Source organism: Aquabacterium sp., assembly GCF_036279675.1.
In the GTDB taxonomy this organism is placed as follows: domain Bacteria; phylum Pseudomonadota; class Gammaproteobacteria; order Burkholderiales; family Burkholderiaceae_C; genus Aquabacterium.
On record NZ_DASUIS010000156.1, the window covers coordinates 26,538 to 51,498 of the forward strand.

20 protein-coding genes are annotated in these 24,961 nt (G+C 62.8%); 12 read left to right on the plus strand and 8 right to left on the minus strand.

Features of this window, described 5'->3' with window-relative positions; translation table 11 throughout:
- Positions 1–114 precede the first annotated feature (114 nt).
- Positions 115–927, plus strand: a complete 813-nt coding sequence (gene map, locus VFW93_RS18530) for a type I methionyl aminopeptidase (RefSeq protein ID WP_329695428.1) — start codon at positions 115–117, stop codon at positions 925–927.
- 69 nt (positions 928–996) lie between these two features.
- Positions 997–3,588 (plus strand): [protein-PII] uridylyltransferase, encoded by a 2,592-nt coding sequence (locus tag VFW93_RS18535; protein WP_329695429.1) that lies wholly within the window; start codon positions 997–999, stop codon positions 3,586–3,588.
- Positions 3,589–3,610: 22 nt separating this feature from the next.
- Here VFW93_RS18535 and VFW93_RS18540 read toward each other — a convergent pair whose 3' ends face one another.
- Positions 3,611–3,814, minus strand: a complete 204-nt coding sequence (locus VFW93_RS18540; protein WP_290645140.1) for a YdcH family protein — start codon at positions 3,812–3,814, stop codon at positions 3,611–3,613.
- Positions 3,815–3,915: 101 nt separating this feature from the next.
- On the opposite strand from VFW93_RS18540, the gene VFW93_RS18545 reads away from it, so the two are divergent.
- Together VFW93_RS18545 and VFW93_RS18550 are read left to right on the plus strand one after the other, a co-directional pair.
- Positions 3,916–4,683 carry a PP2C family protein-serine/threonine phosphatase gene (locus VFW93_RS18545; protein WP_329695430.1) on the plus strand — a complete coding sequence of 256 codons (768 nt, stop codon included), beginning with the start codon at positions 3,916–3,918 and terminating at the stop codon, positions 4,681–4,683.
- A 22-nt stretch (positions 4,684–4,705) separates the two neighbouring features.
- The gene (locus VFW93_RS18550; RefSeq protein ID WP_329695431.1) at positions 4,706–5,842 is read left to right on the plus strand and encodes an acyltransferase; all 1,137 of its coding nucleotides are present in this window, start codon (positions 4,706–4,708) and stop codon (positions 5,840–5,842) included.
- Positions 5,843–5,844: 2 nt separating this feature from the next.
- Here VFW93_RS18550 and zapE read toward each other — a convergent pair whose 3' ends face one another.
- The 7 genes from zapE to xseA form a co-directional block, all read right to left on the minus strand.
- Positions 5,845–6,957, minus strand: a complete 1,113-nt coding sequence (gene zapE, locus VFW93_RS18555; RefSeq protein WP_329695432.1) for a cell division protein ZapE — start codon at positions 6,955–6,957, stop codon at positions 5,845–5,847.
- A gap of 70 nt (positions 6,958–7,027) precedes the next feature.
- Positions 7,028–8,455, minus strand: coding sequence for a dihydrolipoyl dehydrogenase (lpdA, locus tag VFW93_RS18560; RefSeq protein ID WP_329695433.1), 1,428 nt, complete (start codon positions 8,453–8,455; stop codon positions 7,028–7,030).
- Positions 8,456–8,500: 45 nt separating this feature from the next.
- Entirely contained in the window at positions 8,501–8,833 is a 333-nt protein-coding gene (locus tag VFW93_RS18565) for a PspC domain-containing protein (protein WP_329695434.1), read from the minus strand.
- A 109-nt stretch (positions 8,834–8,942) separates the two neighbouring features.
- Complete coding sequence (gene odhB, locus VFW93_RS18570) at positions 8,943–10,223, minus strand: 2-oxoglutarate dehydrogenase complex dihydrolipoyllysine-residue succinyltransferase (RefSeq protein WP_329695435.1); 1,281 nt, start codon at positions 10,221–10,223, stop codon at positions 8,943–8,945.
- Positions 10,224–10,339: 116 nt separating this feature from the next.
- The gene (locus VFW93_RS18575; RefSeq protein ID WP_329695436.1) at positions 10,340–13,198 is read right to left on the minus strand and encodes a 2-oxoglutarate dehydrogenase E1 component; all 2,859 of its coding nucleotides are present in this window, start codon (positions 13,196–13,198) and stop codon (positions 10,340–10,342) included.
- Positions 13,199–13,515: 317 nt separating this feature from the next.
- Complete coding sequence (locus VFW93_RS18580; RefSeq protein ID WP_329695437.1) at positions 13,516–14,097, minus strand: superoxide dismutase; 582 nt, start codon at positions 14,095–14,097, stop codon at positions 13,516–13,518.
- A 104-nt stretch (positions 14,098–14,201) separates the two neighbouring features.
- The gene (gene xseA, locus VFW93_RS18585; protein ID WP_329695438.1) at positions 14,202–15,536 is read right to left on the minus strand and encodes an exodeoxyribonuclease VII large subunit; all 1,335 of its coding nucleotides are present in this window, start codon (positions 15,534–15,536) and stop codon (positions 14,202–14,204) included.
- 503 nt (positions 15,537–16,039) lie between these two features.
- Between xseA and VFW93_RS18590 the strand changes: the two genes are divergently transcribed.
- The 8 genes from VFW93_RS18590 to rpoD all read left to right on the plus strand — a co-directional run bounded on the left by VFW93_RS18590 (position 16,040) and on the right by rpoD (position 24,807).
- Positions 16,040–16,678 (plus strand): MotA/TolQ/ExbB proton channel family protein, encoded by a 639-nt coding sequence (locus tag VFW93_RS18590; RefSeq protein ID WP_329695451.1) that lies wholly within the window; start codon positions 16,040–16,042, stop codon positions 16,676–16,678.
- A 24-nt stretch (positions 16,679–16,702) separates the two neighbouring features.
- Positions 16,703–17,149 carry a biopolymer transporter ExbD gene (locus VFW93_RS18595; protein ID WP_329695452.1) on the plus strand — a complete coding sequence of 149 codons (447 nt, stop codon included), beginning with the start codon at positions 16,703–16,705 and terminating at the stop codon, positions 17,147–17,149.
- A gap of 51 nt (positions 17,150–17,200) precedes the next feature.
- A complete protein-coding gene (gene lpxK, locus VFW93_RS18600; protein WP_414639731.1) occupies positions 17,201–18,301 on the plus strand; it encodes a tetraacyldisaccharide 4'-kinase in 1,101 nt (366 codons plus the stop codon).
- 11 nt (positions 18,302–18,312) lie between these two features.
- Positions 18,313–18,525: a Trm112 family protein gene (locus VFW93_RS18605; protein ID WP_329695440.1), complete on the plus strand. Its 213-nt coding sequence runs from the start codon at positions 18,313–18,315 to the stop codon at positions 18,523–18,525.
- A 2-nt stretch (positions 18,526–18,527) separates the two neighbouring features.
- A complete protein-coding gene (gene kdsB / locus VFW93_RS18610; protein ID WP_329695441.1) occupies positions 18,528–19,280 on the plus strand; it encodes a 3-deoxy-manno-octulosonate cytidylyltransferase in 753 nt (250 codons plus the stop codon).
- A 180-nt stretch (positions 19,281–19,460) separates the two neighbouring features.
- Complete coding sequence (gene adk / locus VFW93_RS18615) at positions 19,461–20,117, plus strand: adenylate kinase (RefSeq protein WP_329695442.1); 657 nt, start codon at positions 19,461–19,463, stop codon at positions 20,115–20,117.
- 96 nt (positions 20,118–20,213) lie between these two features.
- Positions 20,214–22,388, plus strand: a complete 2,175-nt coding sequence (gene dnaG / locus VFW93_RS18620) for a DNA primase (RefSeq protein WP_329695443.1) — start codon at positions 20,214–20,216, stop codon at positions 22,386–22,388.
- A 124-nt stretch (positions 22,389–22,512) separates the two neighbouring features.
- The gene (gene rpoD / locus VFW93_RS18625; RefSeq protein ID WP_329695444.1) at positions 22,513–24,807 is read left to right on the plus strand and encodes an RNA polymerase sigma factor RpoD; all 2,295 of its coding nucleotides are present in this window, start codon (positions 22,513–22,515) and stop codon (positions 24,805–24,807) included.
- Positions 24,808–24,961 lie beyond the last annotated feature (154 nt).

A 24,961-nucleotide genomic window follows, 5' to 3' on the forward strand; every position in this document is an offset into this window, starting at 1 on the left:
CATCGGGAAAAACGCGCATTTTACCGGCTGCCAGCCACAAAAGCCGTAAAACGATGTCTTTCTGATTACCCTGTGCGCGTCATAGCCCACGCGAAATACGGATAATTCGCGTCCATGAGCATCACAATCAAAACAGGCGCCGACATCGACGCCATGCGTCTGGCCGGCCGACTGGCATCCGAGGTGCTGGACTACATCACCCCTTTCGTCAAACCTGGCGTCACCACGGAAGAGCTGGACAAGCTCTGCCATGACTACATGGTCAACGAACAAGGCTGCGTGCCCGCGCCCCTGAACTACGCCCCTGGCGGCCACAAGCCCTACCCCAAGTCGATCTGCACCTCGATCAACCAGCAGGTCTGCCACGGCATCCCCAGTGACAAACAGTTGAAGGATGGCGACATCGTCAACCTCGACATCACGGTGATCAAGAACGGCTGGCACGGCGACACCAGCCGCATGTTCATCGTCGGCAACGGCTCCATCGCGGCCAAGCGCCTGTGCGCTGTCACGTACGAAGCCATGTGGCGCGGCATCGCCAAGGTCAAGCCGGGCATCCGCCTGGGCGACATCGGCCACGCCATCCAGACTTTCGCCGAAAACCAGGGCTTCTCGGTCGTGCGCGAGTTCTGTGGCCACGGCATCGGCGAGAAGTTCCACGAAGAGCCTCAGGTGCTGCATTACGGCCGCCCTGGCACGCTGGAAGAACTCAAGCCCGGCATGATCTTCACGATCGAGCCCATGATCAACGCCGGCAAGAAGGACATCAAATCCCTGGGAGATGGCTGGACCATTGTCACCAAGGACCGTTCCCTGTCGGCACAATGGGAGCACACCGTGCTCGTGACGGAAACCGGTTACGAGGTGCTGACGCTGTCCGCAGGCAGCCCGCCCCCGCCCGACTTCATCACGTCTACCAAGACCTGATCCTCTGATCCATACAGGCCTCGTCTCCCACCTGACGAGGCCTTTGTCATTGAAGTACCCACCAAGAACATGTCCCTGGACGTCGCCGCGCTGCGCACGCAGTTCAAGACCGCCAAAGCCGAACTGTTGACACAGTTCCAGCAAAGTCGTGCCTCCACCGTCACGGCGGGCCGCCTGCTCACCCAACTGGCTCGCCTGGTTGACCGCACCCTGATCCAGATCTGGGAGGCGCACCCCATGCCCCGCGGCGCCGCCCTGGTGGCTGTGGGCGGCTATGGCCGCGGCGAACTGTTCCCGCACTCGGATGTGGACGTGCTGCTGCTCCTGCCGCTGTCGCCCTCGATCACGGGCGACGAGAGCCTGGCGCCCAGCGTCGAGAGCTTCATCAGCGCCTGCTGGGACATCGGCCTGGAGATCGGCTCCAGCGTGCGCAGCGTCGAAGAATGCAGCGAAGAAGCCCTGCGCGACATCACCGTGCAGACGGCCTTGCTGGAAGCGCGCTTCATCCACGGCTCGCGCATGCGTTTTGACGAGCTGCAGCAATCCACCTTCCAGCACATGGACGTGCAGGCCTTCGTCACCGCCAAGATGCTGGAGATGCGCCAGCGGCACACCAAGTACGAAGACACGCCCTACTCGCTGGAGCCCAACTGCAAGGAAAGCCCCGGCGGCCTGCGTGACCTCCAGGTGGTGCTGTGGCTGGCTCGCGCCGCGCGACTGGGCAAGACCTGGCACGAACTGGCCAAGAACGGCCTGCTGACGCCGTTCGAGGCCCGCCAGCTCTCGCGCAACGAAGGCACGCTCAAGCTCATCCGCACGCGCCTGCACCAGATCGCCGGCCGCCGTGAAGACCGCCTGGTGTTCGACCTGCAAACCGCGGTGGCCGAATCCTTCGGCTACGCCAACACCAAGGCCTTGCGCGCCAGCGAGGCCCTGATGCGCCGCTACTACTGGGCGGCCAAGGCGGTCACCCAGCTCAACCAGATCCTGATCCTCAACATCGAGGAGCGCGTGTTCGGCTCGCAGAACGCGCCCATGCGCCCCATCAACGAGCGCTTCATGGACCGGGGCGGCTTCCTGGAAATCACCAGCGACGACCTGTACGAGCGGGACCCGCACGCCATCCTGGCCACCTTCCTGACGCTGCAACAGGACGACACGCTCAAGGGGCTCTCCGCCCGGACCTTGCGCGGGCTCTACAACGCCCGCAACGTGATGGACGGCGCCTTCCGCAAGGACCCGGTCAACCACGAAGCCTTCATGGCGATCCTGCGCGAACAACAGGGCCAGACACGTGTGATGCGCCTGCTCAACCAGACCTCGGTGCTGGGCCGCTACCTCTGGGTGTTCCGCCGCATCGTGGGCCAGATGCAGCACGACCTGTTCCACGTCTACACGGTGGACCAGCACATCCTGATGGTGGTGCGCAATGTGCGGCGCTACTTCATCCCCGAACACGCCCACGAATACCCCTTCTGCACCCAACTGGCGGCCGAATGGGACAAGCCCTGGCTGCTGTACGTGGCGGCGCTCTTCCATGACGTGGCCAAGGGTCGCGGGGGCGATCACTCCGTGCTGGGTGGGGTGGAAGTCCGCCGCTTCTGCCGTGACCACGGCATCAAGGGTGAGGACGCCAGACTCATCGAGTTCCTGGTGGCCGAGCACCTGACGATGTCACGCATCGCCCAAAAGGAAGACCTGTCCGACCCGGACGTGATCCAGGCCTTTGCCAAGCGCGTGGGCAACGAGCGCACCCTGACCGGCCTTTACCTGCTGACCGTGGCCGACATCCGCGGCACCAGCCCCAAGGTCTGGAACGCCTGGAAGGGCAAGCTGCTGGAAGACCTCTACAAGCTCACGCTGCGCGCGCTTGGCGGTGCTCGCCCGCACATGGACGCCGAAATCGAAGCCCGCAAGCAGCAGGCCCGTCACACCCTGGCGCTCTATTACATGCCGTCCGGCATCGAAGAAAAGCTGTGGAAGACGCTGGACATGAGCTACTTCGCTCGCCACGACTCCGCCGACATCGCCTGGCACACGCGCATGTTGTGGCGCCATGTCGAGACAGACAAACCCATCGTGGCAGCACGCCTGTCTTCGGTGGGGGAAGGCCTGCAGGTGCTGGTGTATGCCCCTGATCGACCTGATCTGTTCGCGCGCATCTGCGGCTACTTCGACAAGGCCTGCTTCAACATTCAGGACGCCCGCATTCACACCTCGAAGTCAGGCTACGCGCTCGACACCTTCCAGATCCTGGCCAGCGACAACATGGCCTTCGACGGCGTGCACTATCGGGACCTGATCGCCCTGGTGGAAAACCAGTTGGCTGAAGCAGCGGCGTCCGACAAGCCCTTGCATGAGCCCAGCCGCGGCAGGTTGTCGCGTCGCGTGAAGTCCTTCCCGGTTCAACCCCGCGTGAGTCTGCGGCCGGATGAGCGCGCGCAGCGCTGGCTGCTGAGCGTGTCTGCCAGCGACCGCTCCGGTCTGCTGTATGTGATCGCCAGAACCCTGGCTCGCCACCACGTCAATGTGCAACTCGCCAAGGTCAGCACCCTGGGCGAGCGCGTGGAAGATACCTTCCTGGTCACCGGCGACGCGCTGCGCCAGGACAAATTGCAGTTGACGCTCGAAACCGAACTGCTCGAGGCGCTGGCGCCTTGAGTCAAAAAGCCGGCAAAACCAATCAGGCCGGCTCTTTGGGGTCGAGCATCAGCTCGAGGCGTGCGATCTGGTCTCGCAGCAACAAACGGCGCTTTTTGAGGCGCCGTAGCGACAGTTCGTCTACCGGCGTCTGTTCTGCCGCCCGATCGATGAGGTTGTCCAGATCAGCGTGCTCCATGCGCAACTCGATCAGCTGGCGATGGGGAGAATGCAGGTTTTCTTGCATCGGGGAAGCTCGAAGGCTCCGTGACTAGGCGCTTGAACAAGGGATGCCCCGGGGCATCGCCACCCCCCGGATCCTACTGAATAGCGATTATAGTTTTCCCCATGATCAATCCACCGTCCAGTTTTCGCCTGGTGGCTGCCACGGGCATCCATCGGGGGGATCGGCCCTATCAGCAAGACCAGGTTGAAGTCATCCCTCACCCACGGGTTCAGGGATGCCTGCTGGCCGTTGTGGCCGATGGCATGGGCGGCAAGAGCGGGGGCAGAAAAGCCGCCGATCAGGTCATCATGACGGCCCGCCAGGTTTTTGACCGCTATGTGCCGGCCAAGGACGAGTCCGACCAGACCCTGGTGCAACTGATCAACGAGGCCCACCTCATGATCAAGCTGACGGCCATCGCCTTTGAAGAAGAACCGCACTCCACTGTAGGAGCCTTCATCATCAACCCGGATTTGTCGGCCGACATCGCCCACGCGGGCGACAGCCGGGTCTACCACTTCCGAGGCCCCGAGCTGGCTCATCGCACGCTGGATCACTCCTTTGTGCAAAGGCTGGTTGAAGAAGGTCAGATCACGGAAGAAGAAGCCAATGTGCACCCACAGGCCAACCTGCTGACGGGCTGCCTGGGCACGCAACAGGATCCGCCCATCAACACCCACCGCATCCAACAACTGGACATTGGCGACAGCCTGCTGGTCTGCTCGGACGGGCTGTGGCACTACTTCACGCCCAAGGAGCTGGGTGCCATCGTGCACACCCTGCCACCGCGTGAGGCCGTCGAGATGCTGGTGGGCAAGGCCCGCCACCGTGCCCGAGCCGGTGGCGACAACCTGTCGCTGGCCCTGGTGCGCATCGAAGCGGCCAACTGATTCAATTTTCGGAGTTCTCAAGGTGCGCACGACTTACATGCCCGCGCTGGATGGCCTGCGCGGCCTCGCCATCCTTCTCGTGATGGCCCACAACGCACAGCTCATCGAAGCCCCCGAGATGCATGGCGCCACCATGGCCGCGCAGTATCTGCTCAACATCGGCTGGATCGGGGTGCAGTTGTTCTTCGTGCTCAGTGGCTTCCTGATCACCGGGATCCTGCTGGATACCGCAGGCAAACCCAAGGCGCTGCCCAACTTCATGGTTCGCCGGGCCTTGCGCATCTTTCCGCTGTACTACACGGCACTGACGCTGATCTTCGTGATCCTGCCCTTGCTGGGCATGCAGCCCAAGATCTACCAGGCCGAGGTGCCTTACCAAGGTTGGCTCTGGGCGTATCTGGTGAACTGGACGGCCCCCTTGGGCTGGGGCCCCGATTCCCTGCCCCACTTCTGGTCCCTCTCGGTCGAGGAACAGTTCTATCTGTTCTGGCCACTGCTGGTCTTTGCGCTCAAAGGCCCGGCCAAGGTGGCCTGGGCCTGCCTGATCGTGTCCGTATTGAGCCTCATCAGCCGGGCCTGGCTGCTTCACAGCGGCAGCGTGCCCACCGAGGCCGTGTACTCGTGGACGATCTGCCGCATCGATGCGCTGGCGCTGGGCGGCTTTGCTGCCGCCTGCTGGCGCATGCCGGCCTGTGCCGACTGGCTCAAGCAACACGGTACCAAGCTGGTCGCAGCCGCCTTCATCCTTTTTGCCGTCACCGGCGTCTGGACGCACGGCTACCCGCGCGCCACGCCCAAGGGCATGATCTATGGCTACACGGTGCTGGCCATCCTGTTTGCCGTCATCATCTACGCGGCAGCCTGGCGTGATGCCCAGGCCGGTGATGCCGGCCCTCGCTCCCTCTGGCACAAGGCCTTGCAGTTCGCGCCTCTGCGCAGCATCGGCAAGTACAGCTACGGCATGTATGTGATCCACAAGCCTCTGCACGACCTGTTCAGCAAGGACGTGCTCAACAAACTGGGTATCCAGCCCGCAGGCAGCATCCTGTACGCGAGCCTGCACATGGTGGGCATCGTGGCGGTCACCTATGTGGCGGCCTGGCTGTCATACAACCTGTACGAGATCCACTTCCTCAAGCTCAAGCAGCGCTTCGCCTGAGTTCAGGTGATCGAGGTGTCGACCACGCGGCGCTCTTCGCTCAGGTATTCCTTGGACTGCATCTCGGTCAGCCGCGACACGGTGCGAGGGAACTCGTGTGACATCGGCCCCTCGGTATACAGCTGATCCGGCGGCACTTCGGCCGAGATCACGAGCTTGCACTTGCGGTCATACAGCACGTCGATCAGCCAGGTGAAGCGGCGGGCCTCCGACGCCATGCGCACCGGCATGTGCGGCACATCGCTGAGGATCACTGTGTGAAAACGTGAGGCCAGCTCCAGATAGTCATTCTGGGAGCGGGGGCCACCGCACAGGGTCTGGAAATCGAACCAGACCACACCACCGGCGCGCCGCCTGGCCTTGAGCACGCGATGCTCGATGTTCAGGTTCGGGTCTTCATCTGCCGTTTCGGCCAGCTTGCCGAAGATCTCGTCCATTTCCCTGGACGTCCCTTCATTGAGTGGCGTGAGGTACAGATTGGCCAGTTCCAGCGTGCGGCGGCGGTAGTCATTGCCGCTGTCCACATTGACCACCTCCAGTTGGCTTTTGAGCAGCTCGATGGCCGGCAGGATGCGGTCGCGATGCAGGCCGTTGGGATACAGGCCATCCGGGTGGAAGTTCGAGGTGGTGATGATGCTCATGCGGTTGCGGAACATGGCGTCCAGCAAACGGTAGAGGATCATGGCGTCCGTCACGTCGGCCACGTGGAACTCGTCAAAGCAGATCAGGCGGTGCTTGCGCGACATGCGCTTGGCCAGCACCTCCAGCGGGTCCTGCACACCTTTGAGCTCATGCAACTGGCGGTGCACTTCCCGCATGAATTCGTGAAAGTGCAGGCGCGTCTTGCGCTGCAGGGGGACGGCGTTGTAGAAGCAGTCCATGATGAAGCTCTTGCCACGCCCCACCCCGCCGTACATGTACACGCCCTTGGGCAGATCGGGGTAGCGCAGCATCTTGGTCAGCGCATTGGAGCGCTGGCGCTTGTAGCCTGCCCACTCGTCCTGGCAACGCTGCAATGCCGCAATGCCCTTGAGCTGTGCCGCATCGGCCTTGTAGCCGCGCTCGGCCAGACTTTGCTCATACAGCTTGGTAACGGAAATCGCGGACGCTGGCATTTGACGATGTGAAAAGCAAAATAAAAAGGGGCAGCCCAGCCGCCCCTGATGTGAGTAGCTTGCGCAGAACTCAGAAGTTTAAGGTGCGCTTGTCCACCGCGAGCGCTGCTTCCTTGGTCGACTCACTCAAACTGGGGTGAGCGTGACAGATGCGCGCGATATCTTCTGCACTGGCCTTGAAAGCCATGGCCACGCAGGCCTCGGCGATCAACTCACTCGCAAACGGCCCGATGATGTGCACACCCAGGATTTCGTCGGTCGCGGCATCGGCCAGGAATTTGACGAACCCGGTCGTGTCACCCAAAGCACGGGCGCGACCATTGGCAATAAAGGGGAAGGAACCGGCCTTGTAGGCACGGCCCTCCGCTTTCAACGCCTGTTCGGTTTTGCCGACCCAGGCGATCTCCGGGTTGGTGTAAATCACCCAGGGAATCAGGTTGAAATCGACGTGACCGTGTTGACCGGCAATGCGCTCGGCCACAGCCACACCTTCTTCTTCAGCTTTGTGAGCCAGCATGGGGCCACGCACCACGTCGCCCACGGCCCAGACATTGGGCAGATTGGTCTTGCAGTCATCGTCTACCACGATGGCGCCACGCTCGTCGAGCTTGAGGCCCACGGCTTCGGCATTCAGGCCATTGGTATTGGGCACACGGCCGATGGACACGATCAGCTTGTCGACTTCCAGCTTCTGCTCTTCGCCCTTGGCATTGGCGTAGCTGACAGTCACGCCCTTCTTGCCGGCCTTGACCTCACCGATCTTCACGCCGAGTTCCAGCTTGAGGCCCTGCTTGACGAACAGCTTCTGGGCCTCCTTGGCCACTTGCTCGTCGACGGCCGCCAGGAAGGTTGGCAGCGCTTCCAGCACGGTCACTTCCGCGCCCAGACGGCGCCAGACCGAGCCCATTTCCAGGCCGATCACGCCCGAGCCGATCACACCCAGCTTCTTGGGTGCTTCGGTCACGGCCAGCGCGCCTTCATTGGACAGGATCAGCTTTTCATCAAACGCTGCCCCCGGCAACTGGCGAGCGCTGGAGCCCGTGGCCACCACGATGTGCCTGGCCGACAGCGTCTCGGGCTTGTCGCCGCTCACCGCCACTTCATAGGCACCATCGGCGGCCTTCACGAACGAACCTCGACCGTGGAAGAAGCTCACCTTGTTCTTCTTGAACAGGTAGAGGATGCCGTCGTTATTCTGTTTGACGACCGTGTCCTTGCGGGCCACCATTTTGGACACATCCATCTTCAGGCCTTCCACGGTGATGCCGTGGTCTGCAAAGTGGTGAGCCGCCTGGTCATAGTGCTCGGACGACTGCAGCAAGGCCTTCGACGGGATACAGCCGACATTGGTACAGGTGCCGCCTGGTGCGGGGCCGCCCTTGCTGTTCTTCCACTCGTCGATACAGGCCACCTTGAAGCCCAGTTGCGCAGCACGGATGGCCGCGATGTAGCCGCCAGGGCCTGCACCGATGACGATGACGTCGAATTGATTGGACATGATGGTGTCGATCCGCTTGTTGCGCCGTGTTGATCTGCCCGGACCTCAGTCGTCAGGCACAAAGATCCACAGCAGGATATAGAGCAATAAACCCGTGCCCCAGAGCATGAACATGGCTGCAAAGATCAGCCGCCAGATCCACGATTCCATGTCCGTGAGGCGCGCGATGCCACCACATACGCCGCCCAGCCAGCGGTCGTCTCGTGAACGACGCAGCTGACTGACCTCCAGGCTGCCGGATGCGCCGGCCGGTAAGCCGTCGCCCGACTGGGGCAATTGATGGATAAGGCGGGCCTTGATCTGCTGGAACTCTTCATCGCTGAGCACGCCGCGTTCATGCAACGAGGCGATGCGTTCGAGTTCGTCAGCCAGGGACATGGTGAATGTGGTCCGGTCGTGATGCTGTTGGGGCTTTGACAGTCCGGAGCGGGCCCTTGTGAGGCCCGCCCGGCCGCAAAAAATCAGGTCATGAACGATCAGGTGTTGATCAGATGTCGAACAGCAGGCGAGCTGGATCTTCCAGCGCTTCCTTCATCGCCACCAGGCCCAGCACGGCTTCGCGGCCGTCGATGATGCGGTGGTCGTACGACATCGCCAGATAGTTGATCGGACGGATCACGATCTGGCCGTTTTCCACCACAGGGCGATCCTTGGTGGCGTGCACGCCCAGGATGGCCGATTGAGGCGGGTTGATGATCGGGGTCGACAGCATGGAGCCGAAGGTGCCGCCATTGGAGATCGAGAAGGTACCGCCGGTCAGGTCATCCAGACCCAGCTTGCCGTCACGTGCCTTGACACCGAACTCGGCGATCTTCTTTTCGATCTCCGAGAAGGTCATCTGATCGGCATTGCGCAGCACCGGCACGACCAGACCACGGGGCGAGCCCACGGCCACGCCGATGTCGAAGTAGCCGTGATAGACGATGTCGTTGCCGTCCACCGAGGCGTTCAGCACAGGGTACTTCTTGAGCGCATGCACCGCAGCCTTCACGAAGAAGCTCATGAAACCCAGCTTGGTGCCGTGTTCCTTCTCGAACTTCTCCTGGAACTTCTTGCGCATTTCCATCAGGGGCGCCATGTTCACTTCGTTGAACGTGGTCAGGATGGCATTGGTCGCTTGCGATTGCAGCAGACGCTCGGCCACACGGGCGCGCAGACGACTCATGGGCACGCGCTGCTCGGGGCGCTCGCCCAATGGGTTAGGCACACTCGGAGCCTGAACGGCTGGCAGTGCACTGGAAGGCACGCCCGTCGGGATGGCAGGTGCAGCAGGCGCGGAAGCAGCAGGTTTGCTGGCGCCTGCAGCCACCGCTTGCAGCACATCGCCCTTGGTGACGCGGCCATCCTTGCCGGAACCAGCCACTTGAGCCGTGCTCAGGCCGTTGTCAGCCAGCAGCTTGGCAGCGGCCGGCATGGCCACGTCAGCCTTGCTGCCACCGGTAGCGGCGGCCGCTGCCACCGGCGCAGCAGGTGCAGCCGCCGCGGCTGGTGCCGATGCCGCAGGGGCAGCCACCGCACCCGCAGCGGCTTCGGTATCGATGCGTGCGATCACCTGATCGGACACCACCGTACCGCCATCGGCCACCACCAGTTCGGCCAGCACGCCAGCACCGGGGGCTGGCACTTCCAGCACGACCTTGTCGGTCTCGATTTCGATGAGGATTTCATCGGCCGCGACGGCATCGCCGGGCTTTTTCTTCCACTGCAACAGGGTGGCTTCGGCCACCGACTCGGACAACTGAGGAACCTTGACTTCAATGATTGCCATGATGTGTATCTCCATTCGGCCCTGCTCTCGCCCTCACCTGCTGCCTGTCTGTTTGGTGCGCACCGGGTGCACCTGCAGGCAGCTCGGTTCGGGCACCCCGCAGGGCACCTGAACCTTTACTTGGTGAGAACGAAGCCCTTGAGCTTGGCGAATGCCTGATCCAGCAAAGCTTTTTGCTGCTCCTGGTGCAGGTGGGCGTAACCCACTGCAGGCGAGGCCGAGGCGGGACGACCCGCGTAACCCAGCTTCTGCCCTTCGGCCATGTTCTCGTGGATGTAGTGCTGAACGAAGAACCAGGCACCCTGGTTCTGAGGCTCGTCCTGACACCACACCAGATCCGTCAGGCCTGGGTACTTCTTGATCTCGGCCGCGAAGGCCTTGTGCGGGAAGGGATACAGCTGCTCGACACGGATGATGGCCGTGTCGGTGGCTTTCTTTTCTGCACGCTTCTTGACCAGGTCGTAATAGACCTTGCCTGAGCAGCAGATGAGTCGCTTGACCTTGCTGTTGTCGATGCTCTCGTCCACCTCGCCGATCACGGTGCGGAATTCACCGCGCGTGAACTCGGTCAGCGGGGATGTGGCGTCCTTGTTACGCAGCAGCGACTTGGGCGTCATGATGTCCAGCGGCTTGCGGAACATGCGCACCATCTGGCGACGCAGCACATGGAAGATCTGCGAAGCCGAAGTTGGCTGCACGATCTGCATGTTGTTGTCGGCAGCCAGCTGCATGAAGCGCTCCAGGCGGGCCGAGCTGTGCTCGGGGCCCTGGCCCTCGTAGCCGTGAGGCAGCATCAGGGTCAGGCCATTGGCGCGGCCCCACTTCACTTCACCGGAAGCGATGAACTGGTCGATCACCACCTGGGCGCCGTTGGCGAAGTCGCCGAACTGGGCCTCCCAGATCACCAGGCTGTTGGGGTCCGAGCCGGCGTAGCCATACTCGAAGCCCAGCACGGCCTCTTCGGACAGGATGGAGTCGATGACCACAAACGGTGCCTGATTGTCAGCAACGTGTTGCAGAGGGATATAGGTGCCGATGTCCCACTTTTCGCGGTTCTGATCGTGCAGCACGGCGTGGCGGTGGGTGAAGGTACCGCGACCGCAGTCCTCACCGGACAGGCGCACCGGATAGCCCGATGCCACCAGCGAGGCGAACGCCATGTGCTCGCCCATGCCCCAGTCCACATTGATCTCGCCGCGCCCCATGGCAGCACGGTCATCGATGACCTTCTGCACCAGGGGGTGTGGCTTGAAATCCTTGGGCACGTTGGTGATGCGCTCGGCCAGCCGGCGGAACTCGGCCAGCGGCAGTGCGGTATCGGCACTGTCTGTCCACTTCTTGCCCAGGTAAGGCGTCCAGTCAACGGCGTACTTGCTCTTGAAGTTGGTCAGCACCGGGTCGACCGTGTGCTTGCCCGCTTCCATCGCGGCGCGATACTCCTTGACCATGTCGTCCGGACCGGTCGTGGGCAAGGTACCGCCGCCAACCAGCTTGTCGCCGTACACCTTGCGGGTGCCGGGGTGCTGGCCGATCTTCTTGTACATCAGCGGCTGGGTCATGGCAGGCGTGTCCTGCTCGTTGTGGCCCAGTTTGCGGAAGCAGACGATGTCCACCACCACGTCCTTGCTGAATTCCTGGCGATAGTCCAGAGCCAGTTGCGTGGCCAGCACGACGGCTTCGGGATCGTCACCGTTCACGTGCAGCACGGGGGCTTCGATCATCTTGACCACGTCCGAGCAGTACAGCGTCGAGCGGCTGTCGCGTGGGTCGGAGGTAGTGAAACCGATCTGGTTGTTGATCACGATGTGCACCGTGCCGCCCGTGTAGTAACCACGGGTCTGGGCCAGTGCCAGCGTTTCCATCACCACACCCTGGCCGGCGAAGGCCGCATCGCCGTGCACCTGCACGGGCAGCACTTGCGAGCCCTTGACATCGCCACGGCGGTCCATACGGGCCTTGACCGAACCTTCGATCACCGGGTTGACGATTTCCAGGTGGGACGGGTTGAAGGACAAGGACAGGTGGACAGGGCCGCCAGGCGTGGTCACATCGCTGGAGAAGCCCTGGTGGTACTTCACGTCGCCGGAAGGCAGATTTTCGGGGGCGGTGTGCTCGAACTCGGAGAACAGCTCGGCGGGCTGTTTGCCCAGCGTGTTGACCAGCACGTTCAGACGACCACGGTGGGCCATGCCGATGACGATTTCCTGCACGCCCTTTTCACCGGCACGCTGGATCAGCTCATCCATCGAGGCAATGAAGCTTTCACCGCCTTCGAGCGAGAAGCGCTTCTGGCCGACGTACTTGGTATGGAGGAAGCGCTCCAGGCCTTCGGCAGCCGTCAGGCGCTCGAGGATGTGCTTCTTCTTCTCTGCGGTGAAGGTGGGCTTGGAGCGGATGGACTCCAGCTTTTCCTGCCACCAACGCTTTTCACCGGGGTCGGTGATGTGCATGTACTCGGCGCCGATGCTGCCGCAGTAGGTTTCACGCAGGGCCTGCACGATTTCGCGCAAGGTCATGTGCTCGGCCTTGGTGAAATACGTGTTGGTGGCGCTGAACGTGATGTCCATGTCCGACTCGGTGAAGTCGTAGAAGGACGGTTCGAGTTCGGGAATCTTGAGGCGTTCCTGGCGCTTGAGGGGATCGAGATCCGCCCAGCGGGAACCGAGGAAGCGATAGGCAGCAATCAACGACTGAACGTGAACCTGCTTGCGCGCCACAGCCAGATCAGCGGAGCTGGTCTTGACCATGAAGGCATTGGCCTTGGCACGCTGGGCAAACGATTCAACCACGGGCGCATGGGCCACATCGCGGTGATCGGTGCCATCAGAGGCTGGGACGTTCTGGAGTGCGTCGAAGTAGGCTCGCCAGTTATCTGGGACGGAACCGGGGTTGTCGAGGTAGGCCTCGTACAACTCTTCAACGTATGGGGCGTTGCCCCCGAACAGGTACGAGTTCGACCTGAACTGCTGCATCATTTCGCTCACCTCGCTCCAGGGTCTGCCTGGACATTGGCTGGTTGAAAAACCTTCCGCGACACGGCTTGACCGGTTGGCGGATTGCGACCCGCCTTGCTGACTGCTTGGAAAACAAAATCCAGCAAGGGCGACGGGAAGGGCCGTAAAGAACCGGGGACAAATGTACCACCGAAGTGGTTATTGACCACAAACTATTGCGGAAAGCACAAAAAGACCTCAGGTATTTGGCGCGGCGCAACAAAATCTGATCCAAGAAAAAACCGGGCACAAGGCCCGGTTTTGTTTTTTGCGCTGCAGCAACACTGCAGGAGCGGCGATCAGCCGAAGTTCTTGGCAGCGAAGTCCCAGTTGACCAGGCTGTTGAGGAACACTTCCACGAACTTGGGGCGAGCGTTGCGGTAGTCGATGTAGTAGGCGTGCTCCCACACGTCGATGGTCAGCAGCGGGGTGTCGCCGGTGGTCAGGGGCGTACCGGCGGGGCCGAAGTTGGCGATGTCCACCGAGCCGTCGGCCTTCTTGACCAGGAAGGTCCAGCCGGAACCGAAGTTGCCCACGGCCGACTTGGTGAAGGCTTCCTTGAAGGCATCGTAGCTGCCGAACTTGGCGTTGATGGCGTCAGCCAGCTTGCCAGTGGGCGCGCCGCCGCCTTGGGGCTTCATGCAGTTCCAGAAGAAGGTGTGGTTCCAGATCTGGGCGGCGTTGTTGTAGATGCCACCGCTGGACTTCTTGATGATGTCTTCCAGCGACAGGGCTTCGAACTCGGTGCCGGGGATCAGGTTGTTCAGGTTGGTGACGTAAGCCTGATGGTGCTTGCCGTAGTGGTATTCGAAGGTTTCCTTCGTCAGATGAGGGGCCAGAGCGTCTTGCGCATAAGGCAGAGGAGGAAGCGTGTGTGCCATGGTGCTTGTTCCTGATGGGTGTGAAGAAAATTCGACGGTGGATTGTAGGCACGGCCAGCCTGGGCCAGCAGGCCTGGGGGCTTTACCTGCGCATGGTGATGGGCTTAATCGCCACGATCCGACCCGGGCGTTGCATCCAGCTCGACCTGGGTGACGTGCATGTGCAACACCCCGTCGGCCATCACACCCCGAACCTGGGCCTGTGGGCGCGCCTGGGATGCCCGCGTCATTGGCGCCCCGGCCTCATCGGTCAGCCACGCGAAGCCACGCTCCAGCACCTTGTGCGGATTGAGCGCACCCAGGCGGGCATCCCATGCCTGCACGCTGTGCTGATGTCGCGCCTGTTGCACGGACACCGCCCGCGTCAGGCGCTGCTGCCATTGCGGCAGGAGCTGGCGTGATCGGCGCACGCGGTCCTGACAAGCCGCCAGCATGCGGTGCTCGAGCAGGCTCAAGGCCTGCCTGTGCTGCCCCACCACCTGCGCTGGTCGCGCCATGCGAACGGCTGCCTGATCCAGGCGCTGCGCCAGGTTGTCCAGTCGCTGATGCACGCGATGCTGCAGATGCCGCTCGGCCGCGTCGAGCTGATCCAGAGAGGTCTCGCGATCCTGTGCGACCAGCTCGGCGGCGGCCGTGGGCGTCGGCGCGCGCAAGTCGGCGGCAAAATCGGCCAGCGTGAAATCGGTTTCATGGCCCACGCCACAGACGACGGGAATGGGACATGCGGCGATCGCGCGCACCACCCGCTCGTCATTGAAGGACCACAGATCCTCGAGAGAGCCGCCACCTCGGCAAACGATGACGGCATCCATGAACTGGCCTGCACGATGCGCCAGGATCACCCCGGTCAAGGCCTGCACGATCTGCGCTGGCGCCTCGACCCCTTGGACAGAACAGGGTGACAGCACCACCTCGACGTGCGGTGAACGCCGGCGCAGGGCCGTCAGCACATCGCGAAGCGCAGCGGCCCCAAGAGATGTGACAACCGCCACCCGACGAGGGAAACGCGGCAGCATGCGCTTGCGATCGGCATCGAACAGCCCTTCCGCCTCCAGGCGCGCCTTCAAGCGAAGGAACTGCTCATACAAGGCGCCCGCGCCTGCCCGCTGCATGCCCTCGACCACAAACTGCAGCTCGCCGCGCGCTTCGTACACGGCCAGGTTGCCTCGCGCTTCCACCAGCATGCCCTCGGAAGGCGAAAAATCCACCTGAGACAGCGCGCGCCTGAACATGGCGCAGCGCAGCGAGGCATTGCCGTGCTCGTCCTTGAGCGTGAAATAGCCGTGCCCACTGGCCGCACGGGTGAAACCGCTGATCTCGCCCTTGACCACGCACGACGAAAACCGTGCCGACAAGGTGTCACCCACCGCTTGAACCAGCGCCGCCACACCCCACACGCGAGACGCGCCGGCCGGCCTGTCTGTTGCCCAATTGCTCATGTCGTTTTCCCCGAAACGCCAGCCGTTGCGCGCCCGGCAAACACAGCTGGCCAGCCACCCTCTGAGCCATCTGGACAATGGGCGCCACAGGGGGGGCCTTCGAGGACAAGTCCACACCCGGGCACCCTCAGGGCCACAGGCATCAAACCCCTGTCACAGCGCCTTAATATTGTTCTAAGCATATGATTTAAAAGGCTTTTCATCTGCTTAAAAAATAAGCAATCTGTCAAGTAGCGTTGATTTTCGCGGGTTTGAGCGCGACCGAACCGGTTTACCCACAAAGTTATCCACAGGATCAGTGGATGATTTTGCCGCATTGCAACACGCGTGCCCGAGATCACGTTGTCGCGCCCCCATGGGGAAAGTCCCAGGCGCCCCCGCCTGTGCACCGCGATGCGGGAAATGCCCGTTTCAGCCCCATAATCATCGGCTTGTCCGGTACCTGTCAGCGCGCCAGCCCATGCGGCCCGACTGAACAGGCCATGTCCCTCGGGAGTCCTCTGTTGCTGTCGATTCTTCAAGCCGCTGGTTGGCCCATCATTCCGCTCGTGCTGTGCTCCGTCGTGGCGCTGGCACTGGTCATTGAACGATTCCTCAGTCTGCGCGAAGCACGCGTGGCGCCTGGCCGCCTGGTCGACGAGGTGCTCTCCGTGACGCGTTCGGGCGTCCCCTCGGCCGACACGATCAACAAGCTCGCTGAGAACTCCGTGCTGGGCCAGTTGCTCGCCCAGGGGCTTCGCGCCGCTGCCAACGAACCGCGCATCACCGAATCCAACCTGCGAGGTGCGTTCGAGTCTGCGGGTCGCGATGCCGTGCACCAGATGGAGCGCAACCTCAGTGCCCTGGGCACCATCGCCAGTGCAGCCCCGCTGATGGGCCTGCTGGGCACCGTGATCGGCATGATCGAGATTTTTGGTGCGTCCGGTGCAGCCAATGGCTCATCCGGCGCCAACCCCATGGAGCTCGCGCACGGCATCTCCGTGGCGCTGTACAACACGGCGTTCGGCCTGATCGTGGCCATCCCTTCGCTCATGTTCTACCGCCACTTCCGTGCGCGCATCGATGCGTACACGGTGGCCATGGAACAGGCGGCGGAGCGCATGGTGCCGCATCTGCTGCGCCTGACATCCGGTCGCCGCTGAGTTGCAGAGGCCACGCCGATGTCGATGAACTTTCGCAAGCATCACCTGCGCGAGGAAGAGCCTGAGATCAACCTCATCCCCTTCATCGACGTGCTGCTGGTGATCCTCATCTTTCTGATGCTGACCACCACCTACTCGAAGCTGACCGAACTGAAGGTCAACCTGCCCACGGCGAATGCGCAGGCGGCCAAGCCCCGCCCTCATGAGCTGGTGGTCGTGGTTACCGCTGACGGCCGCTATGTGGTGAACCAGCGGCAGCTGGAAGGCCGCAGCGTGGACGTGCTGGCGGCTGGCCTGGCCTCCGCCAATGGCAGTGCCAAGGACACGGTGGTGGTGGTGACAGCCGACGCGTCGGCCACGCACCAGAGCGTCATCAACGTCATGGACGCCGCTCGTCGTGTGGGCTTGAGCCAGCTGACTTTTGCCACACAAGGGCAGACCGAGAATGCGGCCGGTGCCGCTGCACCCTGAGGTCTTGCACCTGCCTGGCGGGCGCGGGCGTCCACCCCGCTGCCGGCTGACCTGCCCGCCCCACCACGCATGAGCCAACTCGCTGCGCAACTCAATCAGGCCTGGCTCAAGAAAGGGCCGGTCGCACTGTGCCTGCTGCCTTTGGCCCTGCTGATGCTGTTGCTGGTGTCGCTGCGCCGCGGGGCCTACCGGTTGGGCTGGCTGCACGCCGACAAATTGCCCGTGCCCGTGCTCGTCGTTGGCAACCGGGTCGTTGGCGGGGCGGGCAAGACGCCCACCACGATCGCCTTGCTGCAGCACCTGAAGGCACAAGGCTGGCGGCCAGGCGTGCTCAGCCGCGGCTACAAGGCGCAACTGCCCGAGTCACAAACGCACGTGCTGCTGGATGCCAGCTCAGCACACAAGCTGAACGCGGCCCAAACGGGTGACGAGCCCATGCTCATCTGGCGACGCACCGGCGTGCCGGTCATGGTGGGCCGTCAACGTGCCGCTGGCGGCCGCGCCCTGCTCCAGTCTCACCCCGAAATCAACCTGCTGGTGTGCGACGATGGCCTCCAGCATCTGCAGTTGCAGCGGGACCTGGAAGTCATCGTGTTTGACGCCCGTGGTGGCGGCAATGGCTGGTTGCTGCCCGCCGGCCCTTTGCGCGAGCCGATTCACGTCCCGACCACGCCTGGCCTGGTGGCCCCGCCGCTGGTGCTCTACAACGCGAACCAGGCCAGCACCGACCTGCCCGGCCACCTGGCCAGCCAGGCCATGGCCCCGTTTTGCGAACTGGCGGACTGGTGGCAGGGGCGCGCACCCAGCAGCACGCTGAAGCCCGCAGACTGCAAGCACGAGACGACCTGGGCCGTGGCAGGCATCGCCCACCCGCAACGCTTTTTCGACGCGCTGCGCCAGCAAGGCTTTGCCTGTGAAACCATCGCTCTGGACGACCACGCCGATCTCAGCCACATTCCCTGGCCTGAACAGGCCCGCGACGTCATCCTTACCGAAAAAGATGCCGTCAAACTTGACCCTGATCGACTCTCACGCGAGCGCCCTGGCTGCCGCGTGTGGGTTGCGGCACTAGACTTCCGTCCTGAAGCGTCTTTCTGGCTGGCTCTGGATGCCGCCTTGAAGAAGCTACCTGCTTGCCACCAACCTGGCTGAAGAAGAACACCATGGATACTCGATTGATTGAACTGCTGGTCTGCCCCGTGTGCAAAGGCCCCCTGCAACGCCTGCCACAAGGCCAGCACCTGATCTGCCACGCCGACCGTCTGGGCTTTCCGATCCGCGACGGCATCCCCGTGATGCTGGAAAACGAAGCCGTGCCACTGGACGACAATGACGTGCCGGTTGCCCCAGCGCCGAAGTCCGCCACGGGAGCCTGAGCATGGGCTTCACGGTTCTGATCCCGGCGCGGCTGGCCTCCACCCGCCTGCCTGACAAGCCCCTGGCCGACATCGCCGGCGTGCCCATGGTGGTGCGCGTGGCCCAACGTGCTGCACAGAGCGCCGCGGCCCAAGTGGTGGTGGCCACGGACAACGCGCGCATTCAGCAAGCCTGCGAACAACACGGCGTACGCTGTGTGATGACCCGCGCCGATCACCCCACAGGCAGCGACCGCCTGGCCGAAGCCTGCACCATCCTGGGCCTGGACGGCCAGGATGCCGTGGTCAACGTACAGGGTGACGAGCCCCTGATCGATCCGGCCCTGATCAACGCCTGCGCCGCCCAACTGGACCAGCGTCCGGATTGCGTGGTCAGCACGGCCGCCCACCCGATCGAAGAAGACGCCCACTTCACCAACCCGAACGTGGTCAAGGTGGTGCTGGACGCCCAGGGGCGCGCCCTGTATTTCTCGCGCGCGCCCATCCCCTGGTGGCGCGACGCACCCGCTGCCGGGCAACCCGCAGCAGGCGCCGGCCACCCGCTGCGCCATATCGGCATCTACGGCTACCGCGCGGGCTTCCTTCGCCGCTTCCCGCAGCTGGCGGTCAGCCCGCTGGAGACGGTGGAGTCACTCGAGCAGTTGCGTGTGTTGTGGCATGGCGAGCGCATTGCTGTGCACGTCACGCAACAAGCGCCAGGGGCCGGTGTCGATACACCAGAGGACCTGGCGCGCGTTCGCGCCCTGTTTGCCTGACGTGGCCTGACCAGCTCACGAACCACTTTGGTGTGCCTGACCAGGTATGCCAATTGCTGGCGGAACGGGCCGGCATGCGGTGATTCCCCCGCCCATCGGAGGGGTACGCATGCTATCCTCCCGCCCTTGAAGGACTGATCGCCCCACGGCCATCAGTGAGACCGGATACCGAGGAGATACATGAGACTCATCCTGTTGGGCGCACCCGGCGCCGGTAAAGGTACGCAAGCTGCGTTCCTGTGCCAAAAATTTGGCATCCCCCAGATCTCGACCGGCGACATGCTGCGTGCAGCCGTCAAGGCCGGCACCGAACTGGGGCTGGCAGCCAAGAAGATCATGGACGCAGGCGGCCTGGTCAGCGACGACATCATCATTGGCCTGGTCAAGGACCGCATCACGCAGCCTGACTGTGCCAACGGCTTCCTGTTTGACGGCTTCCCACGCACCATCCCCCAGGCCGAAGCCATGAAGGCTGCTGGCGTGAAGATCGACTTCGTGCTGGAAATCGACGTGCCCGACTCGTCGATCATCGAGCGCATGAGTGGTCGCCGTGTGCACGTGGCTTCGGGCCGCACCTACCACGTCGTGTTCAACCCGCCCAAGGTGGCAGGCAAGGACGACGCCACCGGTGAAGACCTGATCCAGCGCGAAGACGACAAGGAAGAAACCGTGCGCAAGCGCCTGGACGTCTACCATTCGCAGACGCGCCCGCTCGTGGACTACTATGGCCAATGGGCCGCAACTGGCGACGCAGTTGCACCGCAATACCGCAAGATCAGCGGTGTGGGTTCGGTGGACGACATCACCGGCCGCGCGCTGGAAGCCCTGTCCAAGTAAGACATCCGTCGGCCTTCCGAGGCTGACAGCAACGGCCCCGTCGCCCCGTCGCGCCGGGGCCGTTGCGTTTGAAGCCTCACCGTTGCATTTTTTGCCGTGATCCCACCGTCATTCATTCAGGACCTGCTGGCCCGCACGGACATCGCCGATGTCGTGGGCAAGTTCGTCACCCTGAAGAAGGCTGGGATCAACTACAAGGGCCTGTGCCCCTTCCACGGCGAAAAATCTCCCAGCTTTGTGGTCAGCCCCAGCCGCCAGACCTACCACTGCTTCGGTTGCGGCGTGCACGGCAATGCCATCGGCTTCCTGATGGAGTTCGGTGGCACGGGCTTTGTGGATGCGGTCAAGGACCTGGCCCAGATGCAGGGCATGCCGGTGCCCGACGACAACGTCCGCCCGGAAGAGCGCGAGCGCCAGAAGCAGATCAAGGAAAAGCAAGTCTCGCTGACCGATGTGATGGCCAAGGCCGCACACCACTGGAAGCAGCAGCTCAAGAGTACGCCACGCGCCGTCAACTACCTCAAAGGCCGTGGACTGACAGGCGAGATCGCCGCCCGCTTTGCCCTGGGTTACGCACCGGACAACTGGCGCGGCCTGGCCAGCGTGTTCCCCAAGTACGATGACCCGCTGCTGGTGGAGTCCGGCCTGGTCATCGCGCATGATCCTGATCCTGGCGAGTCCGAGGGCAAGCGCTACGACCGCTTCCGCGACCGGATCATGTTCCCGATCCGCAACCCGCAAGGCGATGTCATCGGCTTTGGCGGGCGCGTGCTGGACAAAGGCGAGCCCAAATACCTGAACTCGCCTGAGACGCCCGTGTTCATCAAAGGACGCGAGCTCTACGGCCTGTACGAGGGCCGCGCTGCCTTGCGCAACAAGGGCTACGCCATCGTCACCGAAGGTTATATGGACGTGGTGGCCCTGGCCCAGTGGGGCTTTGGCAACGCGGTGGCCACACTGGGCACCGCCTGCACGGCGGACCACGCCCAGAAACTGTTTCGCTTCACCGACCAGGTGGTGTTCAGCTTCGACGGCGACGCCGCAGGCCGCCGCGCTGCCGGCCGCGCGCTGGAAGCCACCCTGCCCTACGCCACCGATACGCGCCGCATCAGCTTCCTGTTCCTGCCTGCCGAGCACGATCCGGACAGCTACATCCGCGAGTTCGGCGCTGAAGCCTTCGAGCAGTGCATCAAACAGGCCGTGCCGCTGTCACGCCAGGTGCTCGAACACGCCGGCGCCGACTGCGACATGGACAGCGCCGAAGGGCGCGCCCGTCTGCTGGTTCAGGCCATCCCGCTGCTGGCGCAGTTCCCCGAGGGCGCGCTGCAAGGCCTGATTGCCGATGAGCTGGCGCAGATGGCCCGCACCGCACCGGAAGAGGTGCGACGCAGGCTGGCCGAGCATCTGCAAAAGGCGCAGCAGAAAGCCGCAGGGCGAGACCGCTACAGCGGTGGTGCGGCCAGTGGCGGCCAGCGATCTGCAGGTGCCGGCGGTGCTTCATCAGGCAACTGGGACGGCGATTTCGGCGACATCCCGGCCTTCGAGCCCGACGGCGGCACCGGCGGTGATGACTGGACCTACAGCGGCGACGGTGGCGAGCCATCCGGCGGCGACGAATCGGGCGGCCAGTCCAGCCGCCCGTATCAAGGCCGAGGCCAGCAACAAGGCGGCTATCAGCAAGGCGGTTTCCATGGTGGCACACGCCGCGACGGCAAACCCTGGAAGCCCTGGAAAGGCGGCAGTGGCTCGCGCTGGCAAAGCCGGGGCAGCCCGGTGGAGCAACGCCCCCTGCCCCAGGCCGCCACGCCGCTGGACCGCATCGCCTGGGTGCTGGTCAGCCACAGCGAGTTCTGGGAGCAGTTGCCCAGTGCCACGCATGATCTGCTGTGCGATCAACCGGCGCCCTACGGCGAGTTTTTCCGCTGGCTGGACCGCATCCTGCTGGACCAGGGCCTGCTCAACGCCGACGACCTGCTCAAGCTCATGCGGGGAGATGCCGCCGACCCCGAGCACCCCGAAGAAACCGGACATTTCCAGACGCTGGCACGCCGTGTCACCCAGTTTGTCGATGTGCCGGACAACAAAGACACCGTGGAGGAATTGATGAACCTGATCCGGCCAATCGAACTCGTCGCCTTGCGCGAGGAACTCGATCTGCTGACCCAGTCAGGTGAACTTTCAGAGGCAGCCGAGGCTCGAAAAATGGAGCTCGTTCGGCTGACCCTGGCCATGAAACTTGAAATCAGCCGCCGGCGCCCCATCTCAGGATGAGCGTTTCTCTGCCGCCGGACTGAGTATTTCAACAGCTATTTGGCCAAGATTTTTGACGCCCCCCTTTCATTGCGCGATAATGGAAGGTTCGATAAGCACCCAGAATTCTCTTTCGAGGAAGCGCATGACCGCGAAAAAAACCGCGAAGACAGCAGACACCGCGACTAAAGCGAAGAAAACAGCCGCCGAAGCCGAGGTGATCGAGCAGACCACGGAAACCCCGGAAAAGAAGGCCAAGTCCACGACCCGTGCCGCCAAGGCCAAGGGTGCCGATACGGCTGAGGTCGCCGCGCCCGCCGAACCCAAGAAGCGTGGCCGCAAGCCCAAGGCTGCAACCGCTGAAGCTGCACCGGCCGCCAAGGGCGCCGTGGCCAAGAAGAAGGCCGCCTTCGAAGAAGACGATGTGGGTGACATCGAAGCCGAAGTCGAAGCCGATCTGGATGTCGGTGAAGTCGAAGCAGACGGTGCCGAAGATGCTGGTGGCGACAAGCCCAAGGCCAAGCCCCTTCGCATGAAGGTGTCGCGCGCCAAGGAGCGCGCCCTGATGCGTGAATTCGGCATCGACGACACCACGCTGACCGAAGACGAAGTCAACAAGCGCCGTCAGGATCTGAAGACCCTGATCAAGCTGGGCAAGACCCGTGGCTTCCTGACGCACCAGGAAATCAACGACCACTTGCCCGAAAAGCTGGTCGAAAACGAAATCCTCGAAGCCATCATTTCCATGTTGAACGACATGGGCGTGGCGGTTTACGAACAGGCCCCTGACGCTGCCACGCTGCTGATCTCCAACAGCGCGCAGTCCACGGCCACCGAAGAAGAAGCCGAAGAAGCCGCTGAAGCCGCCCTGTCCACCGTGGACTCGGAATTCGGCCGCACGACCGACCCCGTTCGCATGTACATGCGCGAAATGGGCACCGTCGAGCTGCTGACCCGTGAGGGCGAAATCGAAATCGCCAAGCGCATCGAAGGTGGCCTGCAGGCCATGATGCTGGCCATCTCAGCATCGCCCACCACCATCGCCGAGATCCTGTCGCTGTCCGACAAGATCCGCGCTGGCGAGCAGCCCATCACCGACGTGGTGGACGGCTTCGTGGCCGCTGACGAGGCCGACGACTACGTGGCCGAAGAAGACTTCGACGAGTTCGACGAAGACGACGACGACGATGGCAATGGCGGCTCCAAGGCACTGACCAAGAAGCTCGAAGAGATGAAGAACCAGGCCATGGTCAAGTTCGATGCCCTGCGCACGAACTTCGACAAGATGGCCAAGTCCTTCGAAAAGGACGGCTACAAGTCCGCGCCTTACAACAAGGCCCAGGAAGCCATCAGCCAGGAGCTGATGACCATCCGTTTCACCGTCAAGACCATCGAACGTCTGTGCGATGTGCTGCGCTCGCAGGTCGACGATGTTCGCCGCTACGAACGCGAACTGCGCAAGATCGTGGTCGACAAGTGCGGCATGGCGCAAGAACAGTTCATCAAGTCCTTCCCGCCCAACATCCTGAACCTGGACTGGGCCGTCAAGGAATCGCAAGCCGGCAAGCCCTACAGCGCCGTGATGGGTCGCAGCCTGCCTGCCATCCAGGAACTGCAGCAAAAGCTGATCGACCTGCAGGCCAAGGCTGTCGTGCCCATTGAAGATCTGAAAGAGATCAACAAGCGCATGAACGAAGGCGAAAAGGCCTCACGCGATGCCAAGAAGGAAATGATCGAGGCCAACCTGCGTCTGGTGATCTCGATCGCGAAGAAGTACACCAACCGTGGTCTGCAATTCCTGGATCTGATCCAGGAAGGCAACATCGGCCTGATGAAGGCGGTGGACAAGTTCGAATACCGCCGTGGCTACAAGTTCTCGACGTACGCCACCTGGTGGATCCGTCAGGCCATCACGCGTTCGATCGCCGACCAGGCCCGCACCATCCGCATCCCGGTTCACATGATCGAAACGATCAACAAGATGAACCGCATCTCGCGTCAGCACCTGCAGGAATTCGGCTTCGAGCCCGATGCCCCGACGCTGGCTGCCAAGATGGAAATGCCGGAGGACAAGGTCCGCAAGATCATGAAGATCGCCAAAGAGCCGATCTCCATGGAAACGCCGATCGGTGACGATGACGACAGCCACCTGGGCGACTTCATCGAGGACACCAACAACACCGCCCCGATCGAGGCTGCCATGCAGGCCGGTCTGCGCGATGTCGTCAAGGACATCCTCGACAGCCTGACGCCTCGCGAAGCCAAGGTGCTGCGCATGCGCTTCGGTATCGAAATGTCGACCGACCACACGCTGGAAGAAGTCGGCAAGCAGTTCGACGTGACCCGCGAACGGATCCGTCAGATCGAAGCCAAGGCCATCCGCAAGCTCAAGCACCCGAGCCGTTCGGACAAGCTCAGGACCTATCTGGACAACCTCTGATCCACGTCTCTCGGCCCCCAGGCCGAGCCTGATCAGACCCGAAACCCGGCCACGCGCCGGGTTTTTTCTTTTTAGCCAAGTCGCATCCGGCCCCTCAGCCCCAAACTCACGCCCAAAAACCGTGCATTTCGTCACGCTGGCATATCGCAAAGCG

Excerpts from the sequence above, each read along its gene's own strand:
- map (WP_329695428.1), top strand. The coding sequence starts at position 115 with ATGAGCATCACAATCAAAACAGGCGCCGACATCGACGCCATGCGTCTG.
- VFW93_RS18535 (WP_329695429.1), top strand. The coding sequence starts at position 997 with ATGTCCCTGGACGTCGCCGCGCTGCGCACGCAGTTCAAGACCGCCAAA.
- VFW93_RS18540 (WP_290645140.1), bottom strand. The coding sequence starts at position 3,814 with ATGCAAGAAAACCTGCATTCTCCCCATCGCCAGCTGATCGAGTTGCGC.
- VFW93_RS18545 (WP_329695430.1), top strand. The coding sequence starts at position 3,916 with ATGATCAATCCACCGTCCAGTTTTCGCCTGGTGGCTGCCACGGGCATC.
- zapE (WP_329695432.1), bottom strand. The coding sequence starts at position 6,957 with ATGCCAGCGTCCGCGATTTCCGTTACCAAGCTGTATGAGCAAAGTCTG.
- lpdA (WP_329695433.1), bottom strand. The coding sequence starts at position 8,455 with ATGTCCAATCAATTCGACGTCATCGTCATCGGTGCAGGCCCTGGCGGC.
- VFW93_RS18565 (WP_329695434.1), bottom strand. The coding sequence starts at position 8,833 with ATGTCCCTGGCTGACGAACTCGAACGCATCGCCTCGTTGCATGAACGC.
- odhB (WP_329695435.1), bottom strand. The coding sequence starts at position 10,223 with ATGGCAATCATTGAAGTCAAGGTTCCTCAGTTGTCCGAGTCGGTGGCC.
- VFW93_RS18575 (WP_329695436.1), bottom strand. The coding sequence starts at position 13,198 with ATGATGCAGCAGTTCAGGTCGAACTCGTACCTGTTCGGGGGCAACGCC.
- VFW93_RS18580 (WP_329695437.1), bottom strand. The coding sequence starts at position 14,097 with ATGGCACACACGCTTCCTCCTCTGCCTTATGCGCAAGACGCTCTGGCC.
- xseA (WP_329695438.1), bottom strand. The coding sequence starts at position 15,536 with ATGAGCAATTGGGCAACAGACAGGCCGGCCGGCGCGTCTCGCGTGTGG.
- VFW93_RS18595 (WP_329695452.1), top strand. The coding sequence starts at position 16,703 with ATGAACTTTCGCAAGCATCACCTGCGCGAGGAAGAGCCTGAGATCAAC.
- VFW93_RS18605 (WP_329695440.1), top strand. The coding sequence starts at position 18,313 with ATGGATACTCGATTGATTGAACTGCTGGTCTGCCCCGTGTGCAAAGGC.
- kdsB (WP_329695441.1), top strand. The coding sequence starts at position 18,528 with ATGGGCTTCACGGTTCTGATCCCGGCGCGGCTGGCCTCCACCCGCCTG.
- adk (WP_329695442.1), top strand. The coding sequence starts at position 19,461 with ATGAGACTCATCCTGTTGGGCGCACCCGGCGCCGGTAAAGGTACGCAA.
- rpoD (WP_329695444.1), top strand. The coding sequence starts at position 22,513 with ATGACCGCGAAAAAAACCGCGAAGACAGCAGACACCGCGACTAAAGCG.